Consider the following 25,541-nt stretch of genomic DNA (forward strand, 5'->3'; position numbering starts at 1 on the left):
CGTTAGTGCGTAACCCGCCGACCCCGAACCCCGGAAAATCAGGGCAGAACGACCAACGACCGCCGAATCAGCGCTCAAGTGGCACGAGTCAGGTCGACCTGAACCGTGCCACGGACTCCATCAAAGTCGGGGATCGCATCCGTCAGGATCATGGCGACATCGACGAGCTGGTCGACTCCATCCGGCAGACAGGCGGACTGCTGCAACCGATCACGATCACCCCTGACGGATGGCTGATCTGCGGGGCACGTCGCCTGGCCGCGGTGAAGCGGCTTGGGATGCAGACCATCCCGGTCTGGGTGCGCACCGGCATCAGCACAGAGCTCGAACTGCTGCTCGCCGAGTACCACGAGAACACCGTGCGCAAGGCGCTGAATCTGGTCGAGGCCGGGCAGCGGTTCCGGGAACTGCTCACGATCAAGAAGGAGGATGCACAGCGCCGCCAGGCGGCGACCCGCTTCTGGGCGGAGAACCCTGCTGGCAGCGGTGTGGGCAATTTGCCCACACCGTCGGGACGCGCCGCGGATCAGGCGGCCGCGATCGTCGGAATCGGCCGGCGAACGCTGGAGAAGGTCGCGGCGGTGCTCGACGCCTCCGAGGACGTGACCGCGGACGCGGACGTGCGCAGAATCGCCCTTCAGGAGCGCGAGCTGATGACTGCCGGAGAGCGGGCCGCAGACCCGGCCTACCGTGCCGTCAGGCACGCGCAGGACGAAGTGGCGCGCACCGCGATCGACGCCGTTGCTCGCGCCAAGGCCGCCCGCGCCCGCCCCGCGACCTCGCGCCCTCAGCCGGGAGAACGAGTGCCCCCGGTAGACCCCAAGCCGCTCACCCCACGCGCGTTCGTCGTCATGCTGACGGAGACCGACTACTGGTGGGTCTACTACGACGAGAACGAGCTCGCCGCCGCACTCACCCCCGCCAACTGGGATCAAGTCGCTGAGTGGTACAAGGGCACGGGCCTGTTCATCGAGCGCCTCCTGGAACGCCGTCGCGCGACCGCGTGAGCGCCCGCACCTTCAGACATGAAGCCTCTCAATCTGTCCCGACGTACCCGTGTGATCCTGCTGGTCGGGGCCGCATTCGCTGTCGTGATCGTCACTGTGGGGGTCTACGGGCTGCTGCGCGGACCCGCCACGCCCGGCGACCCCGCCTCGACCTCGGAGCCGAGTATGCCGCGCCCGACGAGCCCGGCGACCGTGGCGCCCTCGCCGGTGCCGATCGTCTTCGCACGCAACGTCGCGGAAGCACTGTTCATATGGGACACCGCCTCGGGTGCCGGCCCGGATCAGATCATCGACACGGTGCTGGCGGTCGGTGATGGCGGCGGAGATGAGACGCCGGGCCTGCGGGCCGACATCGCGCGCTACCTTCCCACCGCCGCACAGTGGGCGCAGCTACGCGAGTACCGCACCGCCCAGCACATCGAGATCGAAGAAGCGTTCATCCCCGAGACCTGGCGCGAGCTGACGGCCGATCACGACTCGGGGCTGCCCGCCGCGGCGGTCGCGGTGACCATCGACGGCACGCGAGTGCGCACAGGGGAGTGGCTGGGAGAAGCAGCGAACCGGCGCTGGCCGATCACCTTCACCGTGTTCCTCCTGTGCCCGGAGCGTGACGCGGCCGGGTGTCACGTCCTGCGGCTGTCGGAACCGGGGAAGTCGCTGCGGTGAAAGCCATCCTCGCCGCGTTCGCGGCCGCCGTCCTGTTCATCGCCTCGCCGCTGATACTGCTGCTGTTCGGTGGGATGAGCGTTGTGGCAGCCCTCGCCGGATGCCTCCCCGCTGCCGGGACGGGAGGCGTCTTCGAGCCGGGCGACATCCCGGAGACCACGCGTATCGTCATGCCGCTGGCACCTGGCACCTACTCGATCTCGGACTCCTACGGGTGGCGCACCGACCCCTTCACGGGAGAGAGAGCGTTCCATCACGGCAGCGATTTCCCCGCGGCCGATGGCACGCCGATCATGGCGATCGCCGACGGCGTCGTGCGGATAGCCGGGTACCTCGGCGGCTGGGGCAATCTCATCGTCATCGAGCACACCGTGGCGGGCCAGGCGGTCGCCACCGCCTACGCCCACATGTGGGACAGCGGAGTCTTCGTGGCACAAGGGCAGACGGTCGCAGCGGGCGATGTGATCGGCGCGGTCGGATCATCGGGCCGATCGACGGGGCCGCATCTCCATCTGGAGATCCAGCCCGGCGGTTGGGGACACGACAGCACCGATGCGATGGCGTGGCTCATCGCGCACGACGCTGAGGGGGTCGAAGGCGCTGCGGTTCCCGCCGGGTGCCAGAGCGACGACGAAGAAGAAGGCGGCGACGAAGAGGACGAGGACGGGCAAGAAGGGGAGGACGACGAGCCCTCGCGGGAGGTCGTGCCGTGATCGGTCAGCTGCCCGCGAGCGTCTTCCCCGACGTCGGCGCACTCACCGGGTCGGCCAGGCTCGAGGAGGTCGCCGGGGCGCTGCTGACGTTCGTGCTCGTCGTCGCCGTGATGATGCTCGTCATCTGCGCGATCACCTGGGCGATCGCCTCCGCCACCGGCAACGTGAGCGCAGCGGTGAAGTCACGCACGGGAATCCTGGTGGCGCTCGGCGCCGCTGTCATGGCAGGCGGTGCCGTCGCGTGGCTGAACTGGCTGGTCTCGGTCGGCTCCACTCTCTGAGCGCTGCCGGAGACGCAGGGCACCTGTTCGCGTGGGCCAATCCCGGCCCCCGTGGAACGTGATGGAGCACTCGTGACCGAGCTAACCGCCCTGCTGACCGAGACGACGACCGCACTGGCGGTCCTGCCAGCGCAGATCGACATCCCGCCCAACGACTCGGGCCTGCCAGGAATCAGCCAGCTGCGCACGATCGTCGGCGCGGTGATGACGATCGGCCTGATCCTCTCCGTGCTGGCGCTCATCATCGCCGCGATCGTGTGGGGCCTGGGGTCGAGCTCGTCCAACCCCCATCTGGCCGGTCGCGGCAAGCTGGGCGTGCTCATCGCCTGCATCGCCGCTGTCGTCTGCGGCGGCGCCGTGGCCCTCGTGAACTTCTTCTGGTCCGTCGGCCAAGCGGTGTGACGGACGGGCACGATCCGATGGACGTCTGCGGCATCCCGGTCATCGCAGCGGTCTGCGCCGTCGTGGGCGAGGGGCCGGTGTCGCTCATCGGCGCGCTGTTTGACCTTCTTGCCGCCGCGGTGGGCGGTGCTGCCGCCTGGCTCTTCGAGGCGATGTGGTTCCTCATCGACGAGACGACGCTGGTCGACCTGACCAACCCCGGCTATCTCACGGTCTACAACCTGCTGTTCGGCGTCGCGCTGGCGATCGTCGCGATCTTCTTCCTCGCCCAACTCATTACCGGCATGATCCGCCGCGATCCCACCGCGCTCGCACGGGCGGCGACTGGCGCAGCCAAGGCCGTCCTCGGCTCGTTCGTGGTGGTCGCCTTGGCGACCCTGCTGCTGGAGGTGACCGATCAACTCACCATCGGCATCGTCCAAGCAGCCGGGCTCACGATCAGCGAGATGGGGCTGCGTCTGGGAGCCCTCTTCGCCGGCCTGAGCCTGCTCAGCATCCCTGCGCCCGGAGTCGGGGCGATCATCACGATCTTCTTCGGCTGCCTTGCCATCGCGGGCGTGCTCGTGGTGTGGTTCTCGTTGCTGGTGCGCAAGGCGCTGATCCTCGCCGCCATCGTCCTGGCACCGATCGCTCTGTCCGGCGCGGCGTGGGACACGACGCGGGCATGGTTCGGGCGTTGGGCGGCGTTCGTGGTGGCCCTGATCGTCTCCAAGCTGGTCATCGTCCTGGTGATGCTCGTCGCCGTCGTCCAGTTGGACGCGCCCATCGACCTCGATCTGCAGTCCATCGCCGACCCCGCCGCGGGGATCGTGCTGCTGCTGACCGCCGCGTTCGCCCCGTACCTCGTGTACAAGCTGATCGCTTTCGCGGGCTTCGACATGTACCACGCGATCAGCGCGGAACAGGAGGCCAAGCAGTCCCTGAACCGCCCGATTCCGCTGCCCGCCGCGCAGCCGCCCTCTCGCGGGAACAGTCCCGCTACGCCGTCGGCCACCCCACCGGACGGCGACCAGGGCGAAGCGTCGGCCACCCCAGCCGCCGACGGCGCGGCGGGCAGCGGCGCCCCCGGAGGCGGAGCCGCCGCAGGCGGCGCGACAGCGAGCGGTGGGGCATCCGCAGGCGGCGGTGCCGCGGCAAGCGGCGGTGGAGCAGCCGGAGGCGCAGCAGCGGGTGGCGGCGCGGCGGCCGCCGCCGGACCCGCCGCCGCGGTCGTCGTCGGCGCGCAAGTGATCTCCGAGGTCGCACAGGCCGGCCCCCGCGCCGGAGCGACCGTGGCCGGAGGCGCGGATGCGCACGCGGAGAATGCGCCGCCGCAACCGCCCACCACCCCAGCGCCCAACTCCAACAGCGGTGGCGGCGGTGCGCCTCCTGCTCCGCCCTCATCGTCACCGCAACCCGAGGAGAAGGCATGAGCACGTCCAGCCAGCCGCACCCGTTGAAGCCGGTGTCGTTCTCTCGGCTGGAACGTCGCGGCATCCTGCTGGGGCTTTCGGGTCCGCGGCTTGCCTGCGCAAGCGCCTCGGTCATCGTCCTGGTGATCGCGCTGGCGACCAATGGAGCCAGTGGCGTGGCCTGGACCGCGCCGCTATGGGGCGGAGCGCTGCTGCTGGCCTGGATGCGCGTGGGCGGGCGAACCCTGATCGAGTGGACCCCGGTCACCGCCCACTGGATGATGCGCACCCGATCCGGGCAGACCCGCTACCGACGCGGGCTCGGCAAGGTTCGAGCGGTCGGTTCGCTGGCCCTTCCCGGCGACGCTGCCCGGCTGCGCCACTACGACGACCCGCAGACCGGCGCCGTCATGGTGCATGACGCGCACGCGGGCACGTTGCTTGCCGTGCTCGAAGTCACGCACCCCGCCTTCGTGCTTCTTGACCCCGCCGAGCAGCAGCGCCGCGTCGAAGGATGGGGCAGAACCCTGTCCATGCTGTGCCGCACCGCGCGGATTGCCCATGTGCAGGTGCTGGAACGCACGCTGCCCGATGCAGGTACAGGGCTGGCGAGCTGGTGGCACGAACACGGCACCGACGACGGCTCTTGGGCAGCTCGCGTGTATCAGGAGCTGATCGAGGACGCCGGCCCCGCCGCAGAGCGACACGTCACCACGATCACACTCAGCCTCGACATGCGTGCCGCGGCGCGCGCCATCCGCTCGGCGGGAGGCGGCCTGAAAGGAGCCGCCGCCGTGCTGCGACAGGATATGGACGCGCTCACAGGGGCGCTGCGTGCCGCGGAGCTGCGCCCCGGCCGGTGGGCCAGCCCCGAAGACCTCGCGGTCATGCTCAGATCGGCCTACGATCCCGCCGTCGCCGCCGCACTGGAGCGGCACTCCCGCGTCGGCCGGGACTTGGCGACTGCCGGGCCGATCGCGGTGGAGGAGCGCTGGGCGTCCTTGCGCTCCGACTCCGCCTACCACGCCGTGCTCTGGGTCTCAGAGTGGCCGCGCGCGATGGTGTACCCCGGCTTCCTCGCTCCGATCCTGCTCACCAGCGGCGCGCGCCGCGCCGTGTCGATCCTCTACGATCCGATCCGTCCCGACGTCGCCGCTCGCACCATTCGCCGCCGCAAGGTCGAGCACTTGTCCGACCGGGCGCAACGCGCCAGGCTCGGCCAGATCGAGGACGCGGCGATCTCCGCCGAGCTCGACGACGTGCTGCAGCAGGAAGCCGACCTCGTGGCAGGCCACGGCATCCTCCGCTACACCGCGTTCGTCGCCGTCACCGCGACTAGCGCCGAGACGCTCGAAGCCGCAATCGCGCAGATCGAGCAGTCCGCCATCCAAGCATCCTGCGAGACCCGCCGCGTCTACGGACAGCAAGCCCAAGCGTTCGTCGCCGCTGCCCTGCCCCTCGCCCGCGGTCTGTGACCGGCCCACGTAAGGAACAGCATGCTTGAAGACGACTCGCCGCCACGCACGCACGCCGCCGCCCTCGTCGTTCCGGCCCGCGAACGGCGGCGCGCCCGCCGAGAGCGCACCGCCGCGACCCGCCGCCTCGAGCGGGAGGCTCATCGCGGCCGCGAGCTGCGAAAGACCACCGATCTCGATGAGGACGCGCCCCCCGGCGGTTACCTGGCCGCATCCGGTGAACCTGGCCCCGCCGCCCTGCGATCCTGGCTGCCGTTCCGTGTTCCCGCCCACCAGGACACCTCTGCAGCGCTGGCCGGCGCCTACCCGTTCCTCGCCGAAGGCGGCCTCGGCTCTGACGGTCTGTACATCGGCCGCGACCTCTACTCCGGTGCCAGCTTCGTCTACGACCCCTGGGTCGCCTACCAGCGCGGCATCATCTCCGCGCCGAATATGGTCGTGGCCGGGATCGTCGGCTCCGGAAAATCAGCGCTGGCGAAGTCGCTCTACACTCGCAGCCTCGCGTTCGGACGTCGCGTGTACATACCGGGCGACCCCAAGGGCGAGCACACGGCGATCGCGCGAATGGTCGGGGGACGCGCGATCACGCTGGGACACGGGCTGACGACCCGGCTGAACCCGCTCGATGAGGGCTACCGTCCCCGCTCGATGGGTGACGCGGAATGGACGGTTCAGATCGCCGCCCGCAGGAGGGAGCTGGTCGGCGCGCTCACCGAGACCGTGCTCGGACGTGCTCTCTCGCCGGTCGAGCACACCGCTATCGACGTGGCGCTCGACGCGGCCGTCCGCTCGTCCACCGTTCCGGTGCTGCCCCTCGTGGTCGACCGACTCCTGAACCCTGACGGCGACGACCCGCGACTCGCCGAGGACGGCCGCCAGGCGGCCCACGCGCTGCGAAGGCTCGTCGCCGGCGACCTCAAAGGCTTGTTCGACGGCCCCAGCACGGAGAGGTTCGACCCCTCCCTGCCGATGATCTCGCTCGATCTGTCCCGCGTCGCGGAGAACAACGCGCTCCTGTCCGTACTCATGACCTGCGCCGCCGCATGGATGGAGTCCGCTCTCACCGATCCCGACGGCGGACAGCGATGGGTCGTGTATGACGAAGCATGGCGTCTGATGAGCCATCCCAGCCTGCTGCGCCGGATGGACGCCCAATGGCGCCTGTCGCGCGCCTACGGCATCTGCAACCTCCTGGTCTTCCACAAGTTGTCGGATCTGGACACGGTGGGCGATCAGGGCTCCGCGATGCGCGCGCTCGCCTCGTCGCTCCTCGCGCTCGCGGAGACCCGTGTGATCTATCGTCAAGAATCGGATCAGCTGGGCGCGACCTCCGCCGCTCTCGGACTGACCGGAACCGAGCGCGCGCTGCTGCCCTCGCTCGGAGTCGGCCAAGGGCTGTGGCGCATCAAGGAGAGGAGCTTTGCCATCGGCCATTCGCTGCATCCGGCTGAGTTCTCGGCGTTCGACACGACTGCCCGGATGGGGACATCCGGCGGCGGGTCGTGAGTGACACGGAGCCCGGCCGGGAGCATCTGATGCGCGCAATGATCGCACTCGATCAGGGGCTGAATCGGATCGCTCGGAAGCACCAGGGCGCGGTGCGGTTCTTCTACGAAGACCCCGAGACGTTCGGCGCGGGGCACTTCGTGTTCTACCCGCAGAACGACGCACGCTCACGGTTGGTGATCGAGGAACAGTACACCAGCACGGACTGGTCGGATGACGAGCGAGTGCCGACATCATGGACGTGGGCGGCCGAACGCGAAGTGCGAGATCGGGATGGCCGCTACGTCTGGAAGGCCGAGCGGGAGGGCGAGTCTCGTTCGGAGGACTTCCGGCAGGTGCTGGCCGAAGCGTCGCGGTGGGCACGGCGCGTGCAGAACCGCACCGTGCAGTCGGACCCGTTCAGTTCCGCGACCCATAGGCAAGAGCCTCCCACCCTCAGCCTCTGAGCCTGAAGGTCCGGGGCTGGGGGTGGATGCTCGCACCTTCCGGGTGAGGCTCGGGATCTCGGCGAGCCCGTCAGCTGAGCCAAGGTGAGGAGCGCTGGGATGTCCGATGACGACGAGGCCAACGGTCGCCATATCAGTAGCTCGTTCCAGCGTGGTCTGGCCGCGTTCGAGAGACGATTCACCAGACGTGAAGCTGTGCCGGACGCTGCTCTCGCAGAGCCCTGGTTCGCTGCCGATCACGCCAGCATCGGTCTGCTCGCCGGCCGCAACAAGGTGATCGAGGTCAGCGTCACGGGACCGACCCGCAACATCCTGATCGGGAGATTCGCGGGCAGTCGGCGCCGCAGGACGGATGAGGACGGGGTGGCAAAGGCGCTCGGAGTCTCCATCGCCGACAGCGAGCAGTTGCTCGATCACATCGAACAGTCCCTGCGAGCGGGCATCGACGCCTATCAGGAGACATACCGGACGCTTGCGGCGGGTGAGCGGTCGGAGAACCTCGCATCGAACGTGGTCCGACCGGACGCGGCCTGGGATCGAATCGGCGCGTCCACACGCATCCCCCCGCGGGCATCGACCCGGACGACCCCTCGCCCATCCCCGGCGAACATCACCGTCCAACCGACCGGGGGCAACTTTCCCGAACGTTCCGCAGGTCTGACCCTCTGACGACGTGACTCCGCAGTTCGGAAGAGCCCGGCGTCGGCCCGCACCTGTGATCCATGAGGAACCGCACCAACCGCAACGGCGATCTGCCCGAGCGCTCACCGCTGATCGGCGGACTGCCTACCGTGACGGTTGCTGAGCATGACGACGGGACAGTCACGGTGGCGCTCGACGGATCGCTCATGGTCTCCGGGCCGATCGACCGAACACAGCTCGGGCAAGTCCTCTCGGCCGTCGCTGAGCAGCAAGGCGGGCCTGTCCGGGTGGAGCTGACCGCTGCCGATGGACGCGTGTTCGTCGACGTGCTCAACCCACCGACACGTCCCTCCCCGTTCGCGCCCCCGCTGCCACCACCGACACCGCTGCCCGCGCCCGAGCCGATCCCGGCGCACGCCCACGCGAGCGCGGCGCACGCCCTGCTCGAGATACGTGGTGCAGGCTTCGTGCCGGGAGAGGACGTGCAGGTCGCGGCCGTGCTCGGCGCGTCCAGCGCCGCAGGCGATGGGTCTGCACGCGGCCTGGTCGACCCTTCCCTGATCGGAGTGCCGGTGATCGCCCTCGCGCTCATCGGCGGTGTTTCCGGCACTCTAGCGATCCGCTACCTGCCATGAGTTCGCCACGGCCAGCGACGACAGAGCCCTTCGTCAACGTCGCGCTCGGCGCGATCGGAGCGATCGCGGGCCTGTCGTTGGTACTGCGCGCCGCAGCCAGCGTCGCCGCCTGGCTCTCCGGGCTGCCGCAACCGCAGAGCGGGATCGCCGCAGGGCTGGCGGTGCTGGGCGACCCGCTCGACCCCGCCTCGGCGACCGGCACGCCTGGCCTGAGCGCCGTCGTCTACTGGACCGTCGCTGGAATCCTCCTCGCACTGCTCGCGGCCGCGGGGACCGGCGGAGTTCTGCTCTGGAGATCACGGGCACGCCGTCGCGACCCTCGCCGTCTGGAAGGCACCGCGAGCGCTGCCGACATCGCGCAGAGCGCGGCGACCAGGGCGCTGCGCAAACGCGCCGCCACTCTGCGCCCCTCCCTCGGGAAGAGCGCGAAGCCCGCCGACATCGGCTATCTCATCGGCACCGCGCGCGGCCAGCGCATCTGGGCTTCCGTGGAGGACTCGGTGCTGGTGCTCGGCCCGCCGCGCTCGGGGAAAGGGCTCCATCTGGCAGTGAACACGATCTTGGACGCTCCGGGATCGGTCGTGACGACCTCGACCCGGCCGGACAACCTCTCCGTCACGCTGCGCGCCCGGATGCGCGTCGGCCCGGTCGCGGTCTTCGATCCCCAGCGGCTCGCGCCCGGCCTTCCCGCGGGGATGCGATGGTCCCCGGTAAGGGGCTGTCAAGACCCGCTAACTGCGATGATCCGCGCGGCGGGGTTCGCCGCATCCACGGGGCTCAGTGGCGGTGGAGTCGACTCGGGCGGCTTCTGGGAGGGGAAGACCCGCGAGGCGATCCAGTCGCTGCTGCACGCAGCGGCTCTCGGCGACCTCGACGCGCGCACGCTTGCCCGGTGGACGCGCAGCCCGGCCGCCGCCTCCGACGCGGTGCGCATCCTCTCCTCCGACTCTCAGGCCGCCGAGGGGTGGGGCGAATCCCTGGACTCGATGATCCAATCCGATCCCCGCACCCGCGACTCGATCTGGCAGGGCGTCGCACTGGCGTTCTCGGCACTGGCAGACCCGAGAGTGCTCGAAGCCGTCACGCCGGGACCCGGCGAAGTGTTCGACCCCACACCGTTCCTGCGCGAACGCGGCACGCTGATGATGCTCGCGACCGGCGCCGGCGCGGGAGCTGCCGGAGCGCTGGTTGCGGCGTTCATCGAGGATCTCGTGGAAGCCGCTCGCCGGATGGCGGCGCGCTCGGCGGGAGCCCGGCTCGACCCGCCGCTGGCGCTCGTGCTCGATGAGATCGGCAGCCTTGCGCCGTTGCCGAGCTTGCCGACGCTGATGGCCGAAGGGGGCGGGACGGGAGTCACGACGATGCCGTTCTTGCAGTCGCTGGCTCAGGCGCGCGACAAGTGGGGGCACGAGAAGGCGGGCGCGATCTGGGACTCGGCCATCGTCAAGATCATCCTCGGCGGCGGCGCGAACCCGAAAGACCTGCAGGACATCTCCGCTCTGCTAGGCGAGCGGGACGACACCACCGTCAGCGTGAACCGGGACAGCCTCGGCGGGCGCTCCTATCAGAGCTCGATCCGCCGGGTGCCGGTGATGCCCGCCGACACGCTCAGGATGCTCCCGTTCGGAACCGCGGTGACCCTGCTGCGCGCGGCCCCGCCGATCGTCACCGATCTGCGCCAGTGGACGGCGAGACCTGACGCCGAGGTGCTCCGCGCCGATAGAGCCGAGGTCGAGGCGATCCTCCGCGCCGCCGAGTGAACCTGCCGGAGCTGGTGCGCACCTGACAGGCAGACCGGCGCTGCACGCGCCGCACACAATCCCGGAGGTGCCTCATGGAACCCATCGCAACCCGCGAGTCCGTCTACGGCTTCATCGCCACCGAGCCCACGCTCAAGCCCACCCAGAACGGCGGCATGCGCTTCTACGCCCGATTCGGCCAAGTGCCCTCCATCCCGGTGGAAGGCGGCGGCTTTGAGGAGGGGGAAGCGCACTTCCACAACCTGGCTGTCTACGACCGGATGGCGGAGATCGCCTTCGAGCGGTTCCGCAAGGGCGACCGCTTCATCGCGCAGGGAGAGATCCACACCTACACACGGCCCGTCGAGGGCCAGGAAGTCCCGGACGAGGAGTTCCGCGCCGCGCGCATCTCGCACGACTCGGCGATGACCGACTACACCGTCAGCCGTGGCCGCAGCGCCGGCCGGGAGAGCGGACGCGAGAGTGGACGCAGCGGCCCGACTCCCGACGGCGTGGAGGCAGAACCATCCGGCCCTGATCGGGCTCGGACTCCCCAGAGCGTCGGCAGCCATGCCACCGAGTCCGGCCGCACCCTCGCGGACATCAGCGCCGGTCAGGGTGCGCCCGCGGCGCGCGGCAACGACATCCCGTTCTGATTGGCCGCACCACATGAGCGACAACCGCACCCCCGGCGAACAGCCCGAGGTCGATCTGGATCAGATGGACGATCTCGATGAGCCGGTGCCGCCTGGCCTTCCCGACCCGCCGCATCCGATCAACTGGAACGCGCTCACCGCCGACGACGCCGAGATCGAGTGGTTCGACCTGAACGAGTGGGTGAACTGGCTGCGCCGCTGCTACGGCCTGCCGGCGGCGGTCATTCCACCGATGTGGCACCGGCATTGGGAACTCGTATGGGAGCTCTCCGCGCTGCACACGCACTGGCTCGGAGCCTACGACCCGGAACAGCATGGTAGTGCGCCCATCGCCTGGCACGCGGACTTCGCCGCCGCCCGCGAGCGGCTCAGGGAATGGGTGTCCACATCCGGGGCACGCCTGGACCGAGACCGACCCACCCGTGTCACGAACTGGCCCGGTGAGGAGCCCGTCGAACATGGCACCGAGACCCCGATCACGGACAGGGACACCGACTTCGTGGAGTTCGTGACCGCGGACGTGGCCCGTCGACGCCTCCGCGATGACGCGGCCGCAGGAGGTGTCGACCCGACGACCGGGGAGGTACGCGGCTGATGGCTCGCCGACGTCGACGGGTCGATCCCGGACAACTCGAGTTCGATCTCTGGGGTCTCGGCGAGGCCGAGGCCGACGAAAGGATCGGCGCCGCCCGCTACCACCCGGTCGGGGCGGCGACGGAGGGCAACGATGAACAAGTACGGGACGCTGGCAAGGGAACACTGGACGAGGTGGGCGCCCAACCGCCTGGCGGCGCTCCCGAACCCGGAGACGTTCTTCAACGACCTGGGGCTCCAGGTGCAGGCGGAAGTGTCGGAACTCGCGTCGATACTGGCAGGGACGGACGATCCGAGGGAGACTTACCTGGAGAAGGTCGCCCGGCTCACGTCGGCACGGAGGCAAGCGGAGGAGGTCGTGATGGCGCAGCTGGTGTGGATCGCCGACCCCGAGCTGCCCCTGGATCAGGCCCGCGAAGAGTTCGAGCAGACGACGGCCTCCTGGGAGAACTTGATCTCCTGGGCGGAGCGGGTCCAGGACTCGCCGGATTTGATGCCCTCTTCAGCGGACCTGGAGGAGAAGGCGAAGACCTGGGCGCTGACCGCCGAGTTCCTGCTGGATCTGGTGGCGAGCGACTCGGCGCGAGACTTCCTCACGTCGAACCAGGCGGTGCTGGACGAGGCGATGACGCTGCGCTTCGCGCGCGAGCTGAGCTAACTCCCCGGTTCGTCCCGGCAAACCAGGAAGAACTCGCACCCTCCGGAGCAAAGGCTCGCTTCCGAGCCAACGTCGACGCGATACGCGTAGCGCGCTCGCTCGCCGAGCAGGACCGGCGGGTGACCGCCGACGAGCAGGCGATCCTGGCCCGGTGGAGCAGCTGGGGTGCGATCCCGGACGTCTTCGACAATGAGAGCCGCGAATGGGCTGCCGAACGCGCCGAGCTGCGCGAACTGCTCTCGGACGCGGAGTGGGATGCTGCATCCCGCACGACGATCAACGCGCACTACACCGACCCGATGATCGTCCGGCAGATGTGGCGCGCGCTCGCCGCACTCGGATTCGACGGTGGGCGCGTGCTCGAACCGGGCAGCGGCGCCGGAACCTTCATCGGGGTAGCTCCCGAGAGCGCGGAGATGGTCGGCGTGGAACTCGACCCGATCACCGCGGCGATCTCGCAGGGGCTATACCCGCACGCCACGATCCGGGCGGAGTCTTTCGCTGACAGCCGCCTGCCGGTCGCCTCGTTCGACGCGATGATCGGTAACGTCCCCTTCGCTAACGTCATCCTGCATGATCCCGCGCACAACGCGACGAGGCTGAGCATGCACAACCACTTCATCGTGAAGTCGTTGCGTCTCGTCCGTCCCGGCGGGGTGGTCGCGGTGCTGACATCGCATTACACGATGGATGCGCAGAACCCCGGCGCGCGGCGGGAGATGAGCGAGCTCGCGGACCTGCTCGGGGCGGTGCGGCTGCCCACGGGAGCGCATCGCCGCGCGGCCGGAACCGATGCGCTGACCGACCTGCTGGTCTTCCGGCGTCGCGAGAGCGACCGCCCGCCCTCCGACGAGTCGTGGGAGACGGCCGTCCCGGTGACCATCGACGGCCGAGACATGAGAGTCAACACCTACTTCGATGAGCACCCCGAACTGGTGCTCGGGACCGTCGGAGTCCGCAGCGGCATGCACGGCAGCGCGACCCTCCACGTCGACGGCGATCTGGAAACGCTGGATCAGCAGCTGGGCGCTGCGATCGACCAGATCGTGTTCTCCGCCCGACGTACGGGCCTCACCATGACCGAACGCTCCGCGGAGCCGGCCCTAGCCCTGAGCGAGCCTGATCGTCCCGCGCTCTGGGACGGCAGCATTCTCGCCACCGAGGGCGGCTTCGCCACGGTCGCCGGAGAGGGCACCGAGCCGCTGAAGGTCCCGAAGTCCGCCACGACCGAGCTCCGGGCGTTGGTGGCATTACGAGATCAGGCTAGCCGCCTGTTGACGATGGAGTCAGCCAGCCTGGACGACACCCCCGAACTGGTAGCCGCACGTGCAGGACTCCGCCGCGACTACCAGAAGTACGTCACCAGATACGGCCCGCTGAATCGCTACGCCCTGCGCCCGACCGGACGAACCGACCGGGAGGGCAACGAGACGCACGCGCGGATCGTGCCGACTGCGATCCGGCTGCTGCGCGCCGACCCGTTCGGCCCGCTCGTGCTCGCCTTGGAAGTGTTCGACGACACCGATCAATCCGCCATCCCCGCGGCGCTGCTCACCCGCCGAGTTGTCGCGCCCCGACCGGAAGTGCAAGGTGTCGACGCGCCAGCCGACGCGATCGCCGTGAGCATGGATCGCACCGGGTCAGTCGACCTCACACTCATCGCCGACCTTCTCGGCGTCTCCGAGGCCGATGCGCGCTCCGCTCTGCGCGGCCATGTGTTCGCCGAGCCCGACAGCGGCGAGCTCATCCATGCGCCCGAGTATCTGTCCGGGGACGTGCGGGGCAAGCTCGAAGCGGCACGCATCGCCGCCGACCGCGACGAGGAGTTCGCCGAGAACGTGACGGCGCTCGAAGCGGTCGTCCCCGAGCCGCTGAGCATCGAGGACATCACCGCGAGGCTTGGCGCGGTCTGGATCAGCCCCGCCGTCCACGAAGCGTTCCTGCGCGACATCCTGCAGGACGACGACGTGAACGTGGAGAACCCGTTGGCCGGGATGTGGGAGGTCCGTGGCGGCAGGCGCGGCATCCGCGCCACCAGCGAGTGGGGCACCGAGCGCCGGCCCGCTCCCGACCTGGCGCAGTCGCTCATGGAACAGAAGCCGATCATCGTCTACGACGAGGTGGAGGACGCCGACGGCAAGAAGCGCCGCATCCTCAACCCGGTCGAGACGACAGCCGCCCAGGAGAAGGCCGAGCTCCTGCAGGAGCGGTTCAGCGAATGGGTATGGGAAAACCCCGACCGCGCCCAGACGCTCGCCGACGAGTACAACAATCGCTTCAACAGCATCGTCCTGCGCGACTACACGGATGCGGGTGACTACCTGACCCTGCCGGGCCTGGCGGCGAACTTCACTCCTCGTGCGCATCAGCGCGCAGCCGTCGCCCGCATGATCGCAGAGCCCGCCGCCGGCCTGTTCCACGAGGTCGGGGCAGGCAAGACGGCCGAGATGATCATGGGCGCGATGGAGATGAAGCGCATGGGGCTCATCGCAAAGCCCACGGTGGTCGTCCCGAATCACATGCTCGAACAATTCGGCCGCGAATGGCTGCAGCTGTATCCGCGAGCGCGCATCCTCGCCGCCTCCAGCGCCGATCTGACAGCAGATCGGCGACGCCAGTTCGTCGCGCGCGCTGCGGCGAACGATTGGGATGCGGTGCTACTGACGCAGGGGGCGTTCGCGAAGATCCCGTTGCGCGCCGACACCCAGCAGGAGTACATCCAGCGAGAGGTAGAGAGGGTGCGCGCCGTGCTCGCGGAGGCAAAGGGCGAGAACCGGATGAGCGTCAAACGCATCGAACGGAAGCTGCTCGCTCTGGAGAACAAGGTCAAGTCCCGCACCGACCTCGCCCGCGACCGCGGTGTCTGCTTCGAGGACACCGGGATCGACTACCTGATCGTCGACGAGATGCACCTGTACAAGAACCTCGCCACCGAGTCCAACATCCAGGACGCGGCGATCGAGGGCTCCGAGCGGGCCAGCGACCTGCACCTGAAGCTGGAGCACCTACGCGCCTCCGGGCGCAAGAGAGTCGTGACCGGAGCCACCGCGACGCCGATCTCGAACTCGGTCACCGAAGCGTACGTCATGCAACGGTACATGCGCCCCGATCTGCTGCACGCCGCCGGGATCGACGCCTTCGACGCCTGGGCCGCGACGTTCGGGCAGACGGTCACCCAGATGGAGATGGCCCCGACCGCGAACAACACCTTCCGCATGAAGACACGCTTCGCGCGCTTCTCCAACGTCCCCGAGATGCTGCGGATGTGGAGCGTGTTCGCCGACGTCAAGACCGCCGAAGACCTTCAACTGCCGACACCGGACCTCGCCGAGCGGGAGGACGGCATCCGCGCCGCCCGCACCATCGCGGTACAACCGACCGTCGAGCTGGAGGACTACATCCAACGGCTGGGCGATCGAGCCGAGCTCGTCGCGGCCAAAGCCGTCGACCCCCGAGACGACAACATGCTCACCATCTCGACCGACGGACGCAAGGCCGCGCTGGACATCCGCATGGTGATCCCGCACGACCCCTCTGGACCGACGAAAGTGGACATCGCCGCCGATGCGATCCACGCCGCCTGGGAGCGCACGCGGGACAACGAGTACCTCGATGCGATCACCGGAGAGCCCTCCACGGTGCGCGGGGCGCTGCAGCTGGTGTTCTCGGATATCGGCACCCCCAACCCGGACAGATGGAACGCCTACGACGAACTCCACCTACAGCTGGTGCAGCGGGGGATGCCAGCCGGGGCCATCCGGTACATGCACGAAGCCAAGACCGATGCGGACAAGGCGCGACTCTTCGCCGCCGCCCGCGCCGGCCACGTCTCGGTGCTCATCGGCTCGACCGAGAAGATGGGCGTCGGCACGAACGTCCAATCACGCGCCGTCGCGCTCTACCACATGGACTGTCCGTGGCGACCGTCCGATATCGCCCAGCGCGAGGGGCGCATCCTCCGGCAGGGAAACCAGAACGACGAGGTGGCGATCGTACGGCTGGTCACCGAGCGATCCTTCGACTCGTACATGTGGCAGGGCGTCGAGCGGAAGGCGACCTTCATCGCACAGCTGATGCGTGGCAAGCTCGACTCCCGCGAGATCGAGGAGATCGACTCCGCGGCCTTATCCGCGGCAGAGGCCAAGGCCATATCGTCCGGCAATCCGTTGTTGCTGGAGCACTCCACCTTGCAGAACGAGGTCACGAGGCTGCGACGCCTCGAACGGGCTTATCACCGGAACGAGAGCATGCTCGTGCATACCCGAGACAGGGAACAGCGGCGCGCAGAGCATGCTCAGAAGGACATCGCCGAACTGGAAGCGGCTCTGCCGCGCATCATCGACACCAGCGGCGAGCGCTTCCGCATCCAGATCCGCGACCGCAGCTACGACTCCCGAGTCGACGCCGCACACGCCCTCACGCAATGGGCGCACAACTCGGAGCTACGGTGGGCGTCCCGCTACGGCGAGCGCGACTACGGGATCGTCGGTCGACTCGGCGACTTCGCGATCCGCATCGGCACCCGCGCCGGTTCGCCGCGCCCGGACGTCACCATCTCGATCGACGACGTGCCCCGCAGCACGTTCATCCTCGCGCACAACACCTTCCTCGAGGGCGGAGTCGGCATCATCCAGCGCATCGAGAACCGCGTGTCCGGCATCCCCTCGCTCCTGGAGCGCGCTCGGGAAGACCACGCCGCGGCTGCGGAGGCTGCTGCGGAGGCCGATCAGCGCACGGGGAGACCCTTCCGTCACGCGGACTCGCTCACGGCCGCGGAAGAAGACCTCCGCCGGGTCGAGACGAGTCTCGCCGCCATGCAGCAGGACGTGAGCGAGGACACCGAGACGGTGCCCAAGCCGCCAGGGGCGGCTCCTGGTCGTACCGCGGCGCTCGCGGACTTCACCGGCGGCCGGACCTCGCAGTCGTCCTCCGGCCCTCGCCTCGGGCTGTGAGCCGCCGAGACGGGGACGGCGGGCACCTTCTCGTACCGGCGCTCGGCGCGCTTCGCGCGGGCAAGGCAGAGGAAGGAGACCATGTGACCAGCGATGCCGCGCCGACCGCGGGCGCCTATCTGACTCGCCGCGACGCCGCCGCTCGATGCCGTGTCAGTGTCTCCACGTTCGACCGGCTGCGGCGCCAGCAGCGCGTTCCGCTCCCGGACGCTGAAGTCGGCCGTCATGTCCTGTGGAACAGCGTCACCATCGACCGATTCCTGGAAGCCGGTGGCACTCGTGGCGAAGACGTCGGATGAGGCTGATCGCTCTCGGTTCGATCCGCGCACCGGGCGACGGCTCCCCGATGGCATCCGGTGGCGCGCAGACCGCGGTCGCTATCAGGCCCGTATCCGGGTGCCGGATGGTCAAGGTGGATGGGGTGAGCGAACCACGACGCACTCCACGCTGGCTTCGGCGAAGAAGGCCCGCATGGTGGGAGGCGCCCAGCCGCAGGCGATCGGCACGGGCAAGACGCTCAGCGAGTGGTACGTCGAATACTGGCCCGTCATAGAAGCCAGCATTCGGCCGCGAACCGTCACCGCCTACGACGTCGGATGGCGGCTGCGGGTGAAGCCCACTCTGGGGTCCAGACGAATGCGCGACATCACCCCCACGGTGATCGAGAGCGCTATGACCGACTGGTCCGGTTCATCCTCCACGAAGATCGACGCTCTCGCCGTCCTCAGCAGGCTTCTCCGCGGAGCGCACCAGCAGGGACTCATCGGCTACAACCCCGCGCGAAGCATCAGCCGCCCCGAGGTGGACGAAGTGGACCCGCGTTCCCGCGCGCTCACCAAGGAGGAGGTCGATCTCGTTCTCCAGATGATCCCGGAGGGCGTCTACCGTCGCTACGCGGCCGCGCTCGTCTACACCGGAGGCCGCGCTGGTGAGGCCACCGCCGCGCGCGTGGTGGACGTGGACCTCCCAGGGAGGGTGATCCGGGTGCGACGCAGCATCTCTCCAGGACGGCATGGCGAGCTCATCGAGCAGACGCCCAAGAGCCACAAGTGGCGGCCGGTGCCGATCGTCGATGACTTCGTGCCCTACGTCGAAGAGGCGATGGAGGGCAAGAAGCCGCAGGAGCGCCTGTTCGCGGGGGTGCGCGGAGGCAGGCTCACGAACAAGACCTTCGTGCGAGCGGTGAACTGGCCGAAGATCCGCAAGGCGCTCCACCGCCCGGACTTCAAGGTCAAAGACCTCCGCCACACGTTCGCGACACTCCTGTTCGACGCCGGTGTGTCGGCGCCCGACGTCCAGCAGGCGATGGGGCACTCCAGCCTGCAGGTCACCGAGCTGTACAGCCGTTCCCGCGACAACGCCACCGCCGGCACCGGACGTCGGCTCAGCGCCTTCCTCCGCGGCTCGCAGACGCCCGGAGGCTCGCCGAGCAGCCAAGACGCTCCCGCGAGACCAGACCCTCCCTCGCTCTGATCGAGGGCCGCTTCAGACGGCTTCTATGTGGCACAGAATCGAGAACTTGTGGCACAGACCTGACTCGTGCCACTTGAGCGCTGATTCGGCGGTCGTTGGTCGTTCTGCCCTGATTTTCCGGGGTTCGGGGTCGGCGGGTTACGCACTAACGGCGGCGATTTAGACTCCCTCGATGGGGTTGTTCGTCCGGAAGGTGAAGACGCGTTCCGGGGCGACGGCGGTGCAGATCGCGCATACTCGTCGCGGAGTGCAGACGATCCTCGAGCACATCGGCTCGGCGCATGACGACGCGCAGCTTGCGGCGTTGGTGGCGGTTGCGAAGAGCAAGATCCATGCCGGGCAGCAGACGTTCGATCTGGACGCGCTGACACCGACTGCGCCGACCGGGGCGGCGCCGACCGTGACGGGATCTCGTTCGCGGGTGCTGTGGGACGTGCTGGAGGCCGCGTATCGGCGGCTCGGTTTCGATGCCGCTGTCGATGACGACGTGTTCATGAAGCTGGTCCTCGCTCGCGTGGTCGAGCCGACGAGCAAGGCTGACACGATCCGGGTGCTCGGCGAGCTCGGGGTGCCGGCGCCCGGGCTGCGGACGATCTGGCGGACCCTCGCGAGATGTGTTGAACACGATTGGCGGGACAAGCTCGCGACCGCTGCGTATGCGCATGCGACCCGACATGGGCACGTGAAGCTGGTGCTCTACGACGTGACCACGCTCTACTTCGAGGCCGAGGACGAGGACGCGCTGCGGAAGGTGGGGATGAGCAAGGAGCGCCGCGTCGACCCGCAGATCCTGGTGGGGATGCTGGTCACCCCGGACGGGTTCCCGCTTGAGGTTCACGAGTTCCCCGGAAACACCGGCGAGACGCTCACGCTGTTGCCCGTGCTCCGCGCGTTCCAAGACCGACACGCAGTCGACGACGTCGTGGTCGTCGCCGACGCCGGCATGCTGTCCGCGTCGAACCTGAACCAGATCGAGGACGCCGGGTTCTCGTTCATCGTCGGCTCCCGAATCAGCAAGGCCCCTTACGACCTGGCCGAGCACTTCGACGCGCACGGCGGCGTCCTCCACGACGGCGAGACCATGGAGTCGAAGCGGATCATGGGCGTCCGGGAGAACGCCAGACAGCGGCGGGTGGTCTATCACTACTCGGCCAAGCGTGACCGGCGCGACAACCACACCCTCGACAAGCAGGTCGAACGGGCGCAGAAGATCGCCGACGGGACCAAGCCGCTCAAGAAGGACCGGTTCGTCAAGCTCACCGGCACCCGCCCCGCCGTCGATCAGGTCCTCGTCGACCGGGCCCGTCAACTGGCTGGGCTGAAGGGGTACGTCACCAACATTCCCCAGGTCCGGCTCACCGGGAATGAGATCGTGGCCGCGTATCACGAACTGTTCCAGGTCGAGGCATCGTTCCGGATGGCGAAGACCGACCTCCGTGCGAGACCGATGTTCCATCATGAGGCCGACTCGATCCACGCGCACCTCACGATCGTGTTCACGGCCCTCGCGATCTCACGCCATCTCCAGGACATCACCGGGGCGAGCGTCCGCAAGATCGTCCGCACCCTGCGACCGCTGCGAGACGTCACGATCAGCATCAACGGGAACGAGATCGTAGCGAAGACCCCACCCGGCGACACGGCGCAAGCCATCCTCGACGCCGTCGCCGCGAGCGTCACGCACTAACTTGGCGCGAGTCAGGACAGATGTGGCACACGGCCTCGGATGACGGCTGCGAGCGTCGGGCGGGCAAAGAAAAATCCCCGGCTGACCAGGGATTTAGATGGTGGCTCCGACGGGCGTCGATCCCGTGACCTCACGATTTTCAGTCGTGCGCTCTACCAACTGAGCTACAGAGCCGCACGGCAGCCGAAGTTGCCGCGTCCTATACGAAGAGCCCTTCCGAAAAAGGGCCCGTCGCTTTCGGAGCGACCCTGACGGGACTTGAACCCGCGACCTCCGCCGTGACAGGGCGGCACGCTAACCAACTGCGCTACAGGGCCATGCTTATTCAATTGTAGGGTGACCCCAACGGGATTCGAACCCGTGCTACCGCCGTGAAAGGGCGGCGTCCTAGGCCGCTAAACGATGGGGCCGGATGAACTCCAGCATCCTTCGAAAAGGACTCCGGGGGCTCACGCTTACCGACGGTCAAGCATACGCAATACCTGAGAGATCCGCCAATCGACGGTGCGACACACGGATGCCGACCTGCAGCCTCCCGCGCGGGTCTGCCCCGGCGCGACCGCGGCGGCGGTAGCGTCGGGCCCGTGCCGGTGCCACCCCCGCAGAGATTTCGTCACTCGCCCGCGTGGTTTCTCGGTCGCGTCGCACGCCGCATCCGTCTGTTCGCGAAGCCGCGTGTGGATGTCGCCACGGCCGAACCCGACTGGATTCTCGAGCGCGACGTCCCGGTCACGATGCGCGATGGAACCGTGCTGCGCGTCAATGTGTTCCGGCCGCGCGGCGATGAGCCGGTGCCGGTCATTATGTCGGCGCATCCGTACGGGAAGGACGCCGTGCCTGGGCGCTCGCGCAGCGGCCGCGCGCTGAATCCGCAGTACCGGATCATGCCGCAGCCCGACCGGGTCGGGATCTCGGCGTGGACCGGGTGGGAGGCGCCGGACCCCGCCTTCTGGGTGCCGCGCGGCTACGCCGTCGTGAACGCGGATGCTCGGGGCGGCGGCACCTCCGAGGGACAGGCGCATCTGTTCGAGGCGCAGGAGGCAGACGACTACGAAGACCTCATCGCGTGGGCAGGAACGCAACCCTGGTCCACCGGCAAGGTCGGGCTCGACGGGGTCTCGTACCTCGCGCTCTCGCAGTACGCGGTCGCGGCCCGGGCGCCCGAGCAGCTTGCTGCGATCTGCCCGTGGGAGGGCTTCAGCGACCTCTACCGCGACTTCGCGTGGCCCGGCGGCATCCGTGAGAACGGGTTCGCGGTGCTGTGGTCGACCCTCACCGCCCGCGCGGCTCGGGTCGCACCCCCGCCGCTGCGTCGGGAGCTCGCACGGCACACCACGCGCGACCAGTGGTACCGCGACCGCACCCCCGACATCGACCGCATCGGCGTTCCCGTGCTCGTGTGTGGCAGCTTCTCGGACCACAACCTCCACACTCGCGGCTCCTTCGAAGTCTTCCGACGGGCGGGTCAGGCGCGTCCCGAGCGCCCCCGCCGCTGGCTCTACACCCATCGCGGCGGCAAGTGGGCCACGTACTACAGCACGGCTGCCGCCAGCATCCGTGCCCGCTTCTTCGATCACACCCTCCGCGACCTCGACAACGGCTGGGACGCACTTCCCCCGGTGCGCCTGGCCGTGTACGAAAGCGGACCGACCCCGGTCGCCGTCACCGCGGAGTCCGAGTGGCCGCCCGCAGACCTGCGCATGCGCCGCCTGTTCCTCGACGGCATGGACGGTTGCCTTGGCGACGGCCCCTCACGCGTGACGGTGCAGACCGGCTTCGCGATGAACGGCCCGGGCCTCGAATGGACGTGGCGCATCCCCGAAGACCTCGACGTCATCGGCCCCATGTCGCTGCGCCTGCACGTTTCAGCGCGGGCGGCCGACGATCTCACACTGTTCGTCGGCGTCCGCAAGATAGCGGAGGGTGCTGTCGTGCCGTTCGAGGGGTCGTACGGTTTCGATCGCGCCTGGATGTCGTATGGCTGGCAGCGTGCGGGGTTCCGGGATCTCGACCCGGAACTCACGACCGACCTGCATCCCGTCCACACCTTCGAGCGTCGAGTGCCGATTCGCCCGGGCGAGGTCATCCCGGTCGATATCGAGCTGCGCGAGCACGCCACGCGGTTCCGCGCGGGCGAGGAGCTGAGACTCGTCGTCCGCGGCCGTTGGGTGCACAGCCGCAACCCCGTCACGGGGAGCTTCCCCGCCGGGTACGTGCGCCGTCGGGGCGGTACGGCGATCATCCACACCGGTCCGGAGCATCCGTCATCCCTGCTGCTCGGGCATCGACACCCGACTGGGTCGCCCGGCGAGCCATGGCTCGAGAAGGCGCCGTGACCGGATGCCGAACGCGACTTCGGCTGCGAAACCTGTTGTTTGTGTGACTGATGTTGTTAGTGTGAATACGTTCTGTGTGACAGGAGGAACTGGTGGAGCTCGAATCGAGCGCTGAGGAGTGCGGCTGCGCGCCTACGCCCCGGGAGCTTCGCGCGCTCTCGCGCCGCTCCGCCCTGGGGATCGGCGTTGCCGGCGGACTCCTCCTGTTCGGTGGCGCCTCGGCCTTCAGCCTCGCTCCCGCCTTCGCTGAGTCATATCCCAGCTGGGACGACGTCCAGAACGCGAAGGCGAACGAAGCCGCCAAGTCGCGTGAGGTCACCCGTATTGAGGGGCTGATTCAAAGCCTCACCGCCGAGGTCGAGCGTACGCAGGCCGAAGCGCAGCGGCTCTCGGACGAGTTTTATGTCGCGCAGCAGGCGTACTTCGACGCCGCCAAGCGCGCCGATGACCTGCAGGCGCAGGCTGATGAGCAGGCCGCAGCAGCGGATGAAGCCGCACAGAAGGCTGGGCGCGTCGCCGCGCAGCTCTACCGCGACGGCGGCGACGACACCGCGATGCAGTTGTTCTTCTCGGGATCCGCGGTCGGGGCAGACGAACTGCTCGCGCGCCTGGGAACGATGGACAAGCTCCTCGAGCGCAACCAGACGGTGTACGAAGACGCCGTCACGGCCCGGGATGCCGCGCAGAGCTACAGCGATCAGGCAGTGCAGGCGCGCAATGAGCGCGACAAGCTGCAGCAAGAGGCCGAGCAGAAGATGATCGCGGCCCAAGAGGCTGCCGCGGCAGCGCAGGTCGCCCTCGACAACCAGACGACCCACCTCGGCAACCTGCAAGCCCAGCTGGCGGCGCTCAAGGATGAGACCGCGAAGACCGTCGCCGGTTACCAGGCCGGTGTGGAAGCAGAACGTAAGGCTCGCGAAGAGCGGGAGCGCAAGGCCCGCGAAGAGGCCGAACGAATCGCTCGCGAGCAGGCTGCCAACGGCGGCGGCAACGGTGGTGCTGTCACCGGCGGCGGATGGGCCCGCCCGTCATCCGGGTACGTGTCCTCGGGCTATGGACGTCGCTCGAGCGTGTGCAACGCGAACTATTGCTCCTCGAGCTTTCACTATGGCTACGACTTCGCTCCCGGATGCGGCGCAGCGATCTACGCCGCTGGCGCCGGTCGCGTGGTCTACGTCGGACGAAACGGCGGCTACGGCAACTACATCAAGATCGACCACGGCGGCGGCATCGGCACCGGCTACGCGCACATCGTCGACGGCGGCTTCTGGGTGGGGTACGGCCAGTGGGTCGGCGCCGGCCAGGCGATCGCTGCCACCGGAAACACCGGAAACTCCTTCGGCTGCCACCTGCACTTCGAGACCTACGTGAACGGCGCAGCCGTCAACCCGTCCGGTTTCATGGCAGCCCGCGGCGTCTACTTCTAGGCCGGCCCGCCACCCGAGAAACACGAAGCCGCGGCATCCGTGACGGATACCGCGGCTCGCGTGATGAGCTCAGAGCGTGTTGGGGGCTTCGCCCTCACCCTGCGTGCGGGTCTCGCCCTCGTGGGCGTCGAAGCGCTCGGCGGCCTCGGTGATCAGGCGCTCGGCCTCGGCGGCATCCGCCCAGTCGTCGACCTTGACCCACTTGCCGGGCTCCAGGTCCTTGTAGTGCTCGAAGAAGTGCGCGATCTCTTTCTTCGTGTAGTCGGGGATGTCGGCGACATCCTGGATGTGGTCCCACCGCGGGTCTTTCGCGAGGACAGCCACGACCTTGTCGTCGCCGCCTGCCTCATCGCTCATCTTCAGCACGCCGACCGGGCGGACCTTGGCGAGGATGCCGGGGTAGAGGTCGCGGTCGAGCAGGATCAGGACGTCGAGCGGGTCGCCGTCCTCGCCGAGGGTGTTCTCAAAGAAGCCGTAGTTCGCGGGGTAACCGAAGACGGTATAGAGGATGCGGTCGAGGAAGACGCGGCCGGTGCCGTGGTCGACCTCGTACTTCACGCGGCTGCCACGCGGGATCTCGATGACGGCGTCGTACGCGCCCATGCTCTGTGCTCCTTTGTCGATGACGGATGCCGCCGACCAGCCTAGTGCGCCGGGTTCGTCCGCCCGAGCCCGTGCCTGCGGCGTCGGTAACTCCTCTAATCCGGCACGGCTTGCGCCCGATCGGGCCGTTGGGTCGGGGCGGCGGCGCGGATGTGAGGAGTTAGCCACAGCCGGCGGGCGGCGGAGGCAAGGCCGCCGACTCGTACACCGGACCGCCGATCCGCGCCGTCTGCGACCGTAACTCCTGCAATA

General features: G+C 68.6%; 22 protein-coding genes and 3 tRNA genes. 21 read left to right on the forward strand and 4 right to left on the reverse strand.

From position 1 onward, the window contains the following. Window positions 1-5: 5 nt before the first annotated feature. The 19 genes from MICSW_RS01160 to MICSW_RS01250 all read left to right on the forward strand — a co-directional run bounded on the left by MICSW_RS01160 (window position 6) and on the right by MICSW_RS01250 (window position 20,923). Complete coding sequence (locus tag MICSW_RS01160; RefSeq protein WP_464496537.1) at window positions 6-1,007, forward strand: ParB N-terminal domain-containing protein; 1,002 nt, start codon at window positions 6-8, stop codon at window positions 1,005-1,007. A gap of 18 nt (window positions 1,008-1,025) precedes the next feature. After that, window positions 1,026-1,673 (forward strand): hypothetical protein, encoded by a 648-nt coding sequence (locus tag MICSW_RS01165; protein ID WP_464496538.1) that lies wholly within the window; start codon window positions 1,026-1,028, stop codon window positions 1,671-1,673. Beyond that, entirely contained in the window at window positions 1,670-2,386 is a 717-nt protein-coding gene (locus tag MICSW_RS01170) for a M23 family metallopeptidase (RefSeq protein WP_464496539.1), read from the forward strand. Before MICSW_RS01165 ends, MICSW_RS01170 begins: the two co-directional genes overlap by 4 nt. Beyond that, window positions 2,383-2,667 carry a DUF6112 family protein gene (locus MICSW_RS01175; RefSeq protein ID WP_464496540.1) on the forward strand — a complete coding sequence of 95 codons (285 nt, stop codon included), beginning with the start codon at window positions 2,383-2,385 and terminating at the stop codon, window positions 2,665-2,667. The genes MICSW_RS01170 and MICSW_RS01175 overlap by 4 nt, the downstream gene beginning before the upstream one ends. A gap of 72 nt (window positions 2,668-2,739) precedes the next feature. Then, window positions 2,740-3,069, forward strand: coding sequence for a DUF6112 family protein (locus MICSW_RS01180; protein WP_464496541.1), 330 nt, complete (start codon window positions 2,740-2,742; stop codon window positions 3,067-3,069). After that, window positions 3,066-4,481, forward strand: coding sequence for a conjugal transfer protein TrbL (locus tag MICSW_RS01185; RefSeq protein ID WP_464496542.1), 1,416 nt, complete (start codon window positions 3,066-3,068; stop codon window positions 4,479-4,481). The genes MICSW_RS01180 and MICSW_RS01185 overlap by 4 nt, the downstream gene beginning before the upstream one ends. Beyond that, window positions 4,478-5,935 carry an SCO6880 family protein gene (locus MICSW_RS01190; RefSeq protein WP_464496543.1) on the forward strand — a complete coding sequence of 486 codons (1,458 nt, stop codon included), beginning with the start codon at window positions 4,478-4,480 and terminating at the stop codon, window positions 5,933-5,935. Before MICSW_RS01185 ends, MICSW_RS01190 begins: the two co-directional genes overlap by 4 nt. Before the next feature lie 21 nt (window positions 5,936-5,956). After that, on the forward strand, window positions 5,957-7,441 hold the full coding sequence (locus MICSW_RS01195; RefSeq protein ID WP_464496544.1) for an ATP-binding protein: 1,485 nt from the start codon (window positions 5,957-5,959) through the stop codon (window positions 7,439-7,441). Then, window positions 7,438-7,887 carry a hypothetical protein gene (locus MICSW_RS01200; protein WP_464496545.1) on the forward strand — a complete coding sequence of 150 codons (450 nt, stop codon included), beginning with the start codon at window positions 7,438-7,440 and terminating at the stop codon, window positions 7,885-7,887. The genes MICSW_RS01195 and MICSW_RS01200 overlap by 4 nt, the downstream gene beginning before the upstream one ends. A gap of 99 nt (window positions 7,888-7,986) precedes the next feature. Then, window positions 7,987-8,556: a hypothetical protein gene (locus tag MICSW_RS01205; RefSeq protein WP_464496546.1), complete on the forward strand. Its 570-nt coding sequence runs from the start codon at window positions 7,987-7,989 to the stop codon at window positions 8,554-8,556. A gap of 53 nt (window positions 8,557-8,609) precedes the next feature. Further along, window positions 8,610-9,164, forward strand: coding sequence for a hypothetical protein (locus MICSW_RS01210; protein WP_464496547.1), 555 nt, complete (start codon window positions 8,610-8,612; stop codon window positions 9,162-9,164). Next, window positions 9,161-10,924 (forward strand): type IV secretory system conjugative DNA transfer family protein, encoded by a 1,764-nt coding sequence (locus MICSW_RS01215; RefSeq protein WP_464496548.1) that lies wholly within the window; start codon window positions 9,161-9,163, stop codon window positions 10,922-10,924. The genes MICSW_RS01210 and MICSW_RS01215 overlap by 4 nt, the downstream gene beginning before the upstream one ends. 74 nt (window positions 10,925-10,998) lie before the next feature. After that, window positions 10,999-11,559 (forward strand): single-stranded DNA-binding protein, encoded by a 561-nt coding sequence (locus tag MICSW_RS01220; protein ID WP_464496549.1) that lies wholly within the window; start codon window positions 10,999-11,001, stop codon window positions 11,557-11,559. 13 nt (window positions 11,560-11,572) lie between these two features. Next, entirely contained in the window at window positions 11,573-12,154 is a 582-nt protein-coding gene (locus tag MICSW_RS01225; RefSeq protein ID WP_464496550.1) for a hypothetical protein, read from the forward strand. Between the two features lie 132 nt (window positions 12,155-12,286). Further along, the gene (locus tag MICSW_RS01230) at window positions 12,287-12,811 is read left to right on the forward strand and encodes a hypothetical protein (RefSeq protein ID WP_464496551.1); all 525 of its coding nucleotides are present in this window, start codon (window positions 12,287-12,289) and stop codon (window positions 12,809-12,811) included. Between the two features lie 119 nt (window positions 12,812-12,930). Beyond that, entirely contained in the window at window positions 12,931-17,763 is a 4,833-nt protein-coding gene (locus MICSW_RS01235) for a helicase-related protein (protein WP_464496552.1), read from the forward strand. Continuing rightward, the gene (locus tag MICSW_RS01240) at window positions 17,760-18,062 is read left to right on the forward strand and encodes a hypothetical protein (RefSeq protein WP_464496553.1); all 303 of its coding nucleotides are present in this window, start codon (window positions 17,760-17,762) and stop codon (window positions 18,060-18,062) included. Before MICSW_RS01235 ends, MICSW_RS01240 begins: the two co-directional genes overlap by 4 nt. Next, window positions 18,043-19,236, forward strand: a complete 1,194-nt coding sequence (locus MICSW_RS01245) for a tyrosine-type recombinase/integrase (protein WP_464496554.1) — start codon at window positions 18,043-18,045, stop codon at window positions 19,234-19,236. Before MICSW_RS01240 ends, MICSW_RS01245 begins: the two co-directional genes overlap by 20 nt. A 172-nt stretch (window positions 19,237-19,408) precedes the next feature. Then, window positions 19,409-20,923, forward strand: coding sequence for an IS1634 family transposase (locus MICSW_RS01250; protein ID WP_464496536.1), 1,515 nt, complete (start codon window positions 19,409-19,411; stop codon window positions 20,921-20,923). A gap of 98 nt (window positions 20,924-21,021) precedes the next feature. Here MICSW_RS01250 and MICSW_RS01255 read toward each other — a convergent pair. The 3 genes from MICSW_RS01255 to MICSW_RS01265 all read right to left on the reverse strand — a co-directional run bounded on the left by MICSW_RS01255 (window position 21,022) and on the right by MICSW_RS01265 (window position 21,333). Then, window positions 21,022-21,097: transfer RNA gene (locus tag MICSW_RS01255), tRNA-Phe, on the reverse strand. A 69-nt stretch (window positions 21,098-21,166) separates the two neighbouring features. Further along, a tRNA-Asp gene (locus tag MICSW_RS01260) sits at window positions 21,167-21,240 on the reverse strand. A gap of 20 nt (window positions 21,241-21,260) precedes the next feature. Continuing rightward, window positions 21,261-21,333: transfer RNA gene (locus MICSW_RS01265), tRNA-Glu, on the reverse strand. 174 nt (window positions 21,334-21,507) lie between these two features. On the opposite strand from MICSW_RS01265, the gene MICSW_RS01270 reads away from it, so the two are divergent. Together MICSW_RS01270 and MICSW_RS01275 are read left to right on the forward strand one after the other, a co-directional pair. Next, on the forward strand, window positions 21,508-23,259 hold the full coding sequence (locus MICSW_RS01270) for a CocE/NonD family hydrolase (protein ID WP_464496555.1): 1,752 nt from the start codon (window positions 21,508-21,510) through the stop codon (window positions 23,257-23,259). A gap of 92 nt (window positions 23,260-23,351) precedes the next feature. Then, window positions 23,352-24,686, forward strand: a complete 1,335-nt coding sequence (locus MICSW_RS01275) for a peptidoglycan DD-metalloendopeptidase family protein (RefSeq protein WP_464496556.1) — start codon at window positions 23,352-23,354, stop codon at window positions 24,684-24,686. Window positions 24,687-24,755: 69 nt separating this feature from the next. Here the strand turns inward: MICSW_RS01275 and ppa are convergent, their stop codons facing one another. Then, the gene (ppa, locus tag MICSW_RS01280) at window positions 24,756-25,289 is read right to left on the reverse strand and encodes an inorganic diphosphatase (RefSeq protein WP_228177485.1); all 534 of its coding nucleotides are present in this window, start codon (window positions 25,287-25,289) and stop codon (window positions 24,756-24,758) included. Window positions 25,290-25,541: the final 252 nt, after the last annotated feature.

Source organism: Microbacterium sp. SW12, assembly GCF_055391095.1.

Excerpts from the sequence above, each read along its gene's own strand:
- MICSW_RS01250 (WP_464496536.1), top strand. The coding sequence starts at position 19,409 with ATGGGGTTGTTCGTCCGGAAGGTGAAGACGCGTTCCGGGGCGACGGCG.
- ppa (WP_228177485.1), bottom strand. The coding sequence starts at position 25,289 with ATGGGCGCGTACGACGCCGTCATCGAGATCCCGCGTGGCAGCCGCGTG.
- MICSW_RS01215 (WP_464496548.1), top strand. The coding sequence starts at position 9,161 with ATGAGTTCGCCACGGCCAGCGACGACAGAGCCCTTCGTCAACGTCGCG.
- MICSW_RS01195 (WP_464496544.1), top strand. The coding sequence starts at position 5,957 with ATGCTTGAAGACGACTCGCCGCCACGCACGCACGCCGCCGCCCTCGTC.
- MICSW_RS01210 (WP_464496547.1), top strand. The coding sequence starts at position 8,610 with ATGAGGAACCGCACCAACCGCAACGGCGATCTGCCCGAGCGCTCACCG.
- MICSW_RS01205 (WP_464496546.1), top strand. The coding sequence starts at position 7,987 with ATGTCCGATGACGACGAGGCCAACGGTCGCCATATCAGTAGCTCGTTC.
- MICSW_RS01225 (WP_464496550.1), top strand. The coding sequence starts at position 11,573 with ATGAGCGACAACCGCACCCCCGGCGAACAGCCCGAGGTCGATCTGGAT.
- MICSW_RS01230 (WP_464496551.1), top strand. The coding sequence starts at position 12,287 with ATGAACAAGTACGGGACGCTGGCAAGGGAACACTGGACGAGGTGGGCG.
- MICSW_RS01220 (WP_464496549.1), top strand. The coding sequence starts at position 10,999 with ATGGAACCCATCGCAACCCGCGAGTCCGTCTACGGCTTCATCGCCACC.
- MICSW_RS01190 (WP_464496543.1), top strand. The coding sequence starts at position 4,478 with ATGAGCACGTCCAGCCAGCCGCACCCGTTGAAGCCGGTGTCGTTCTCT.
- MICSW_RS01165 (WP_464496538.1), top strand. The coding sequence starts at position 1,026 with ATGAAGCCTCTCAATCTGTCCCGACGTACCCGTGTGATCCTGCTGGTC.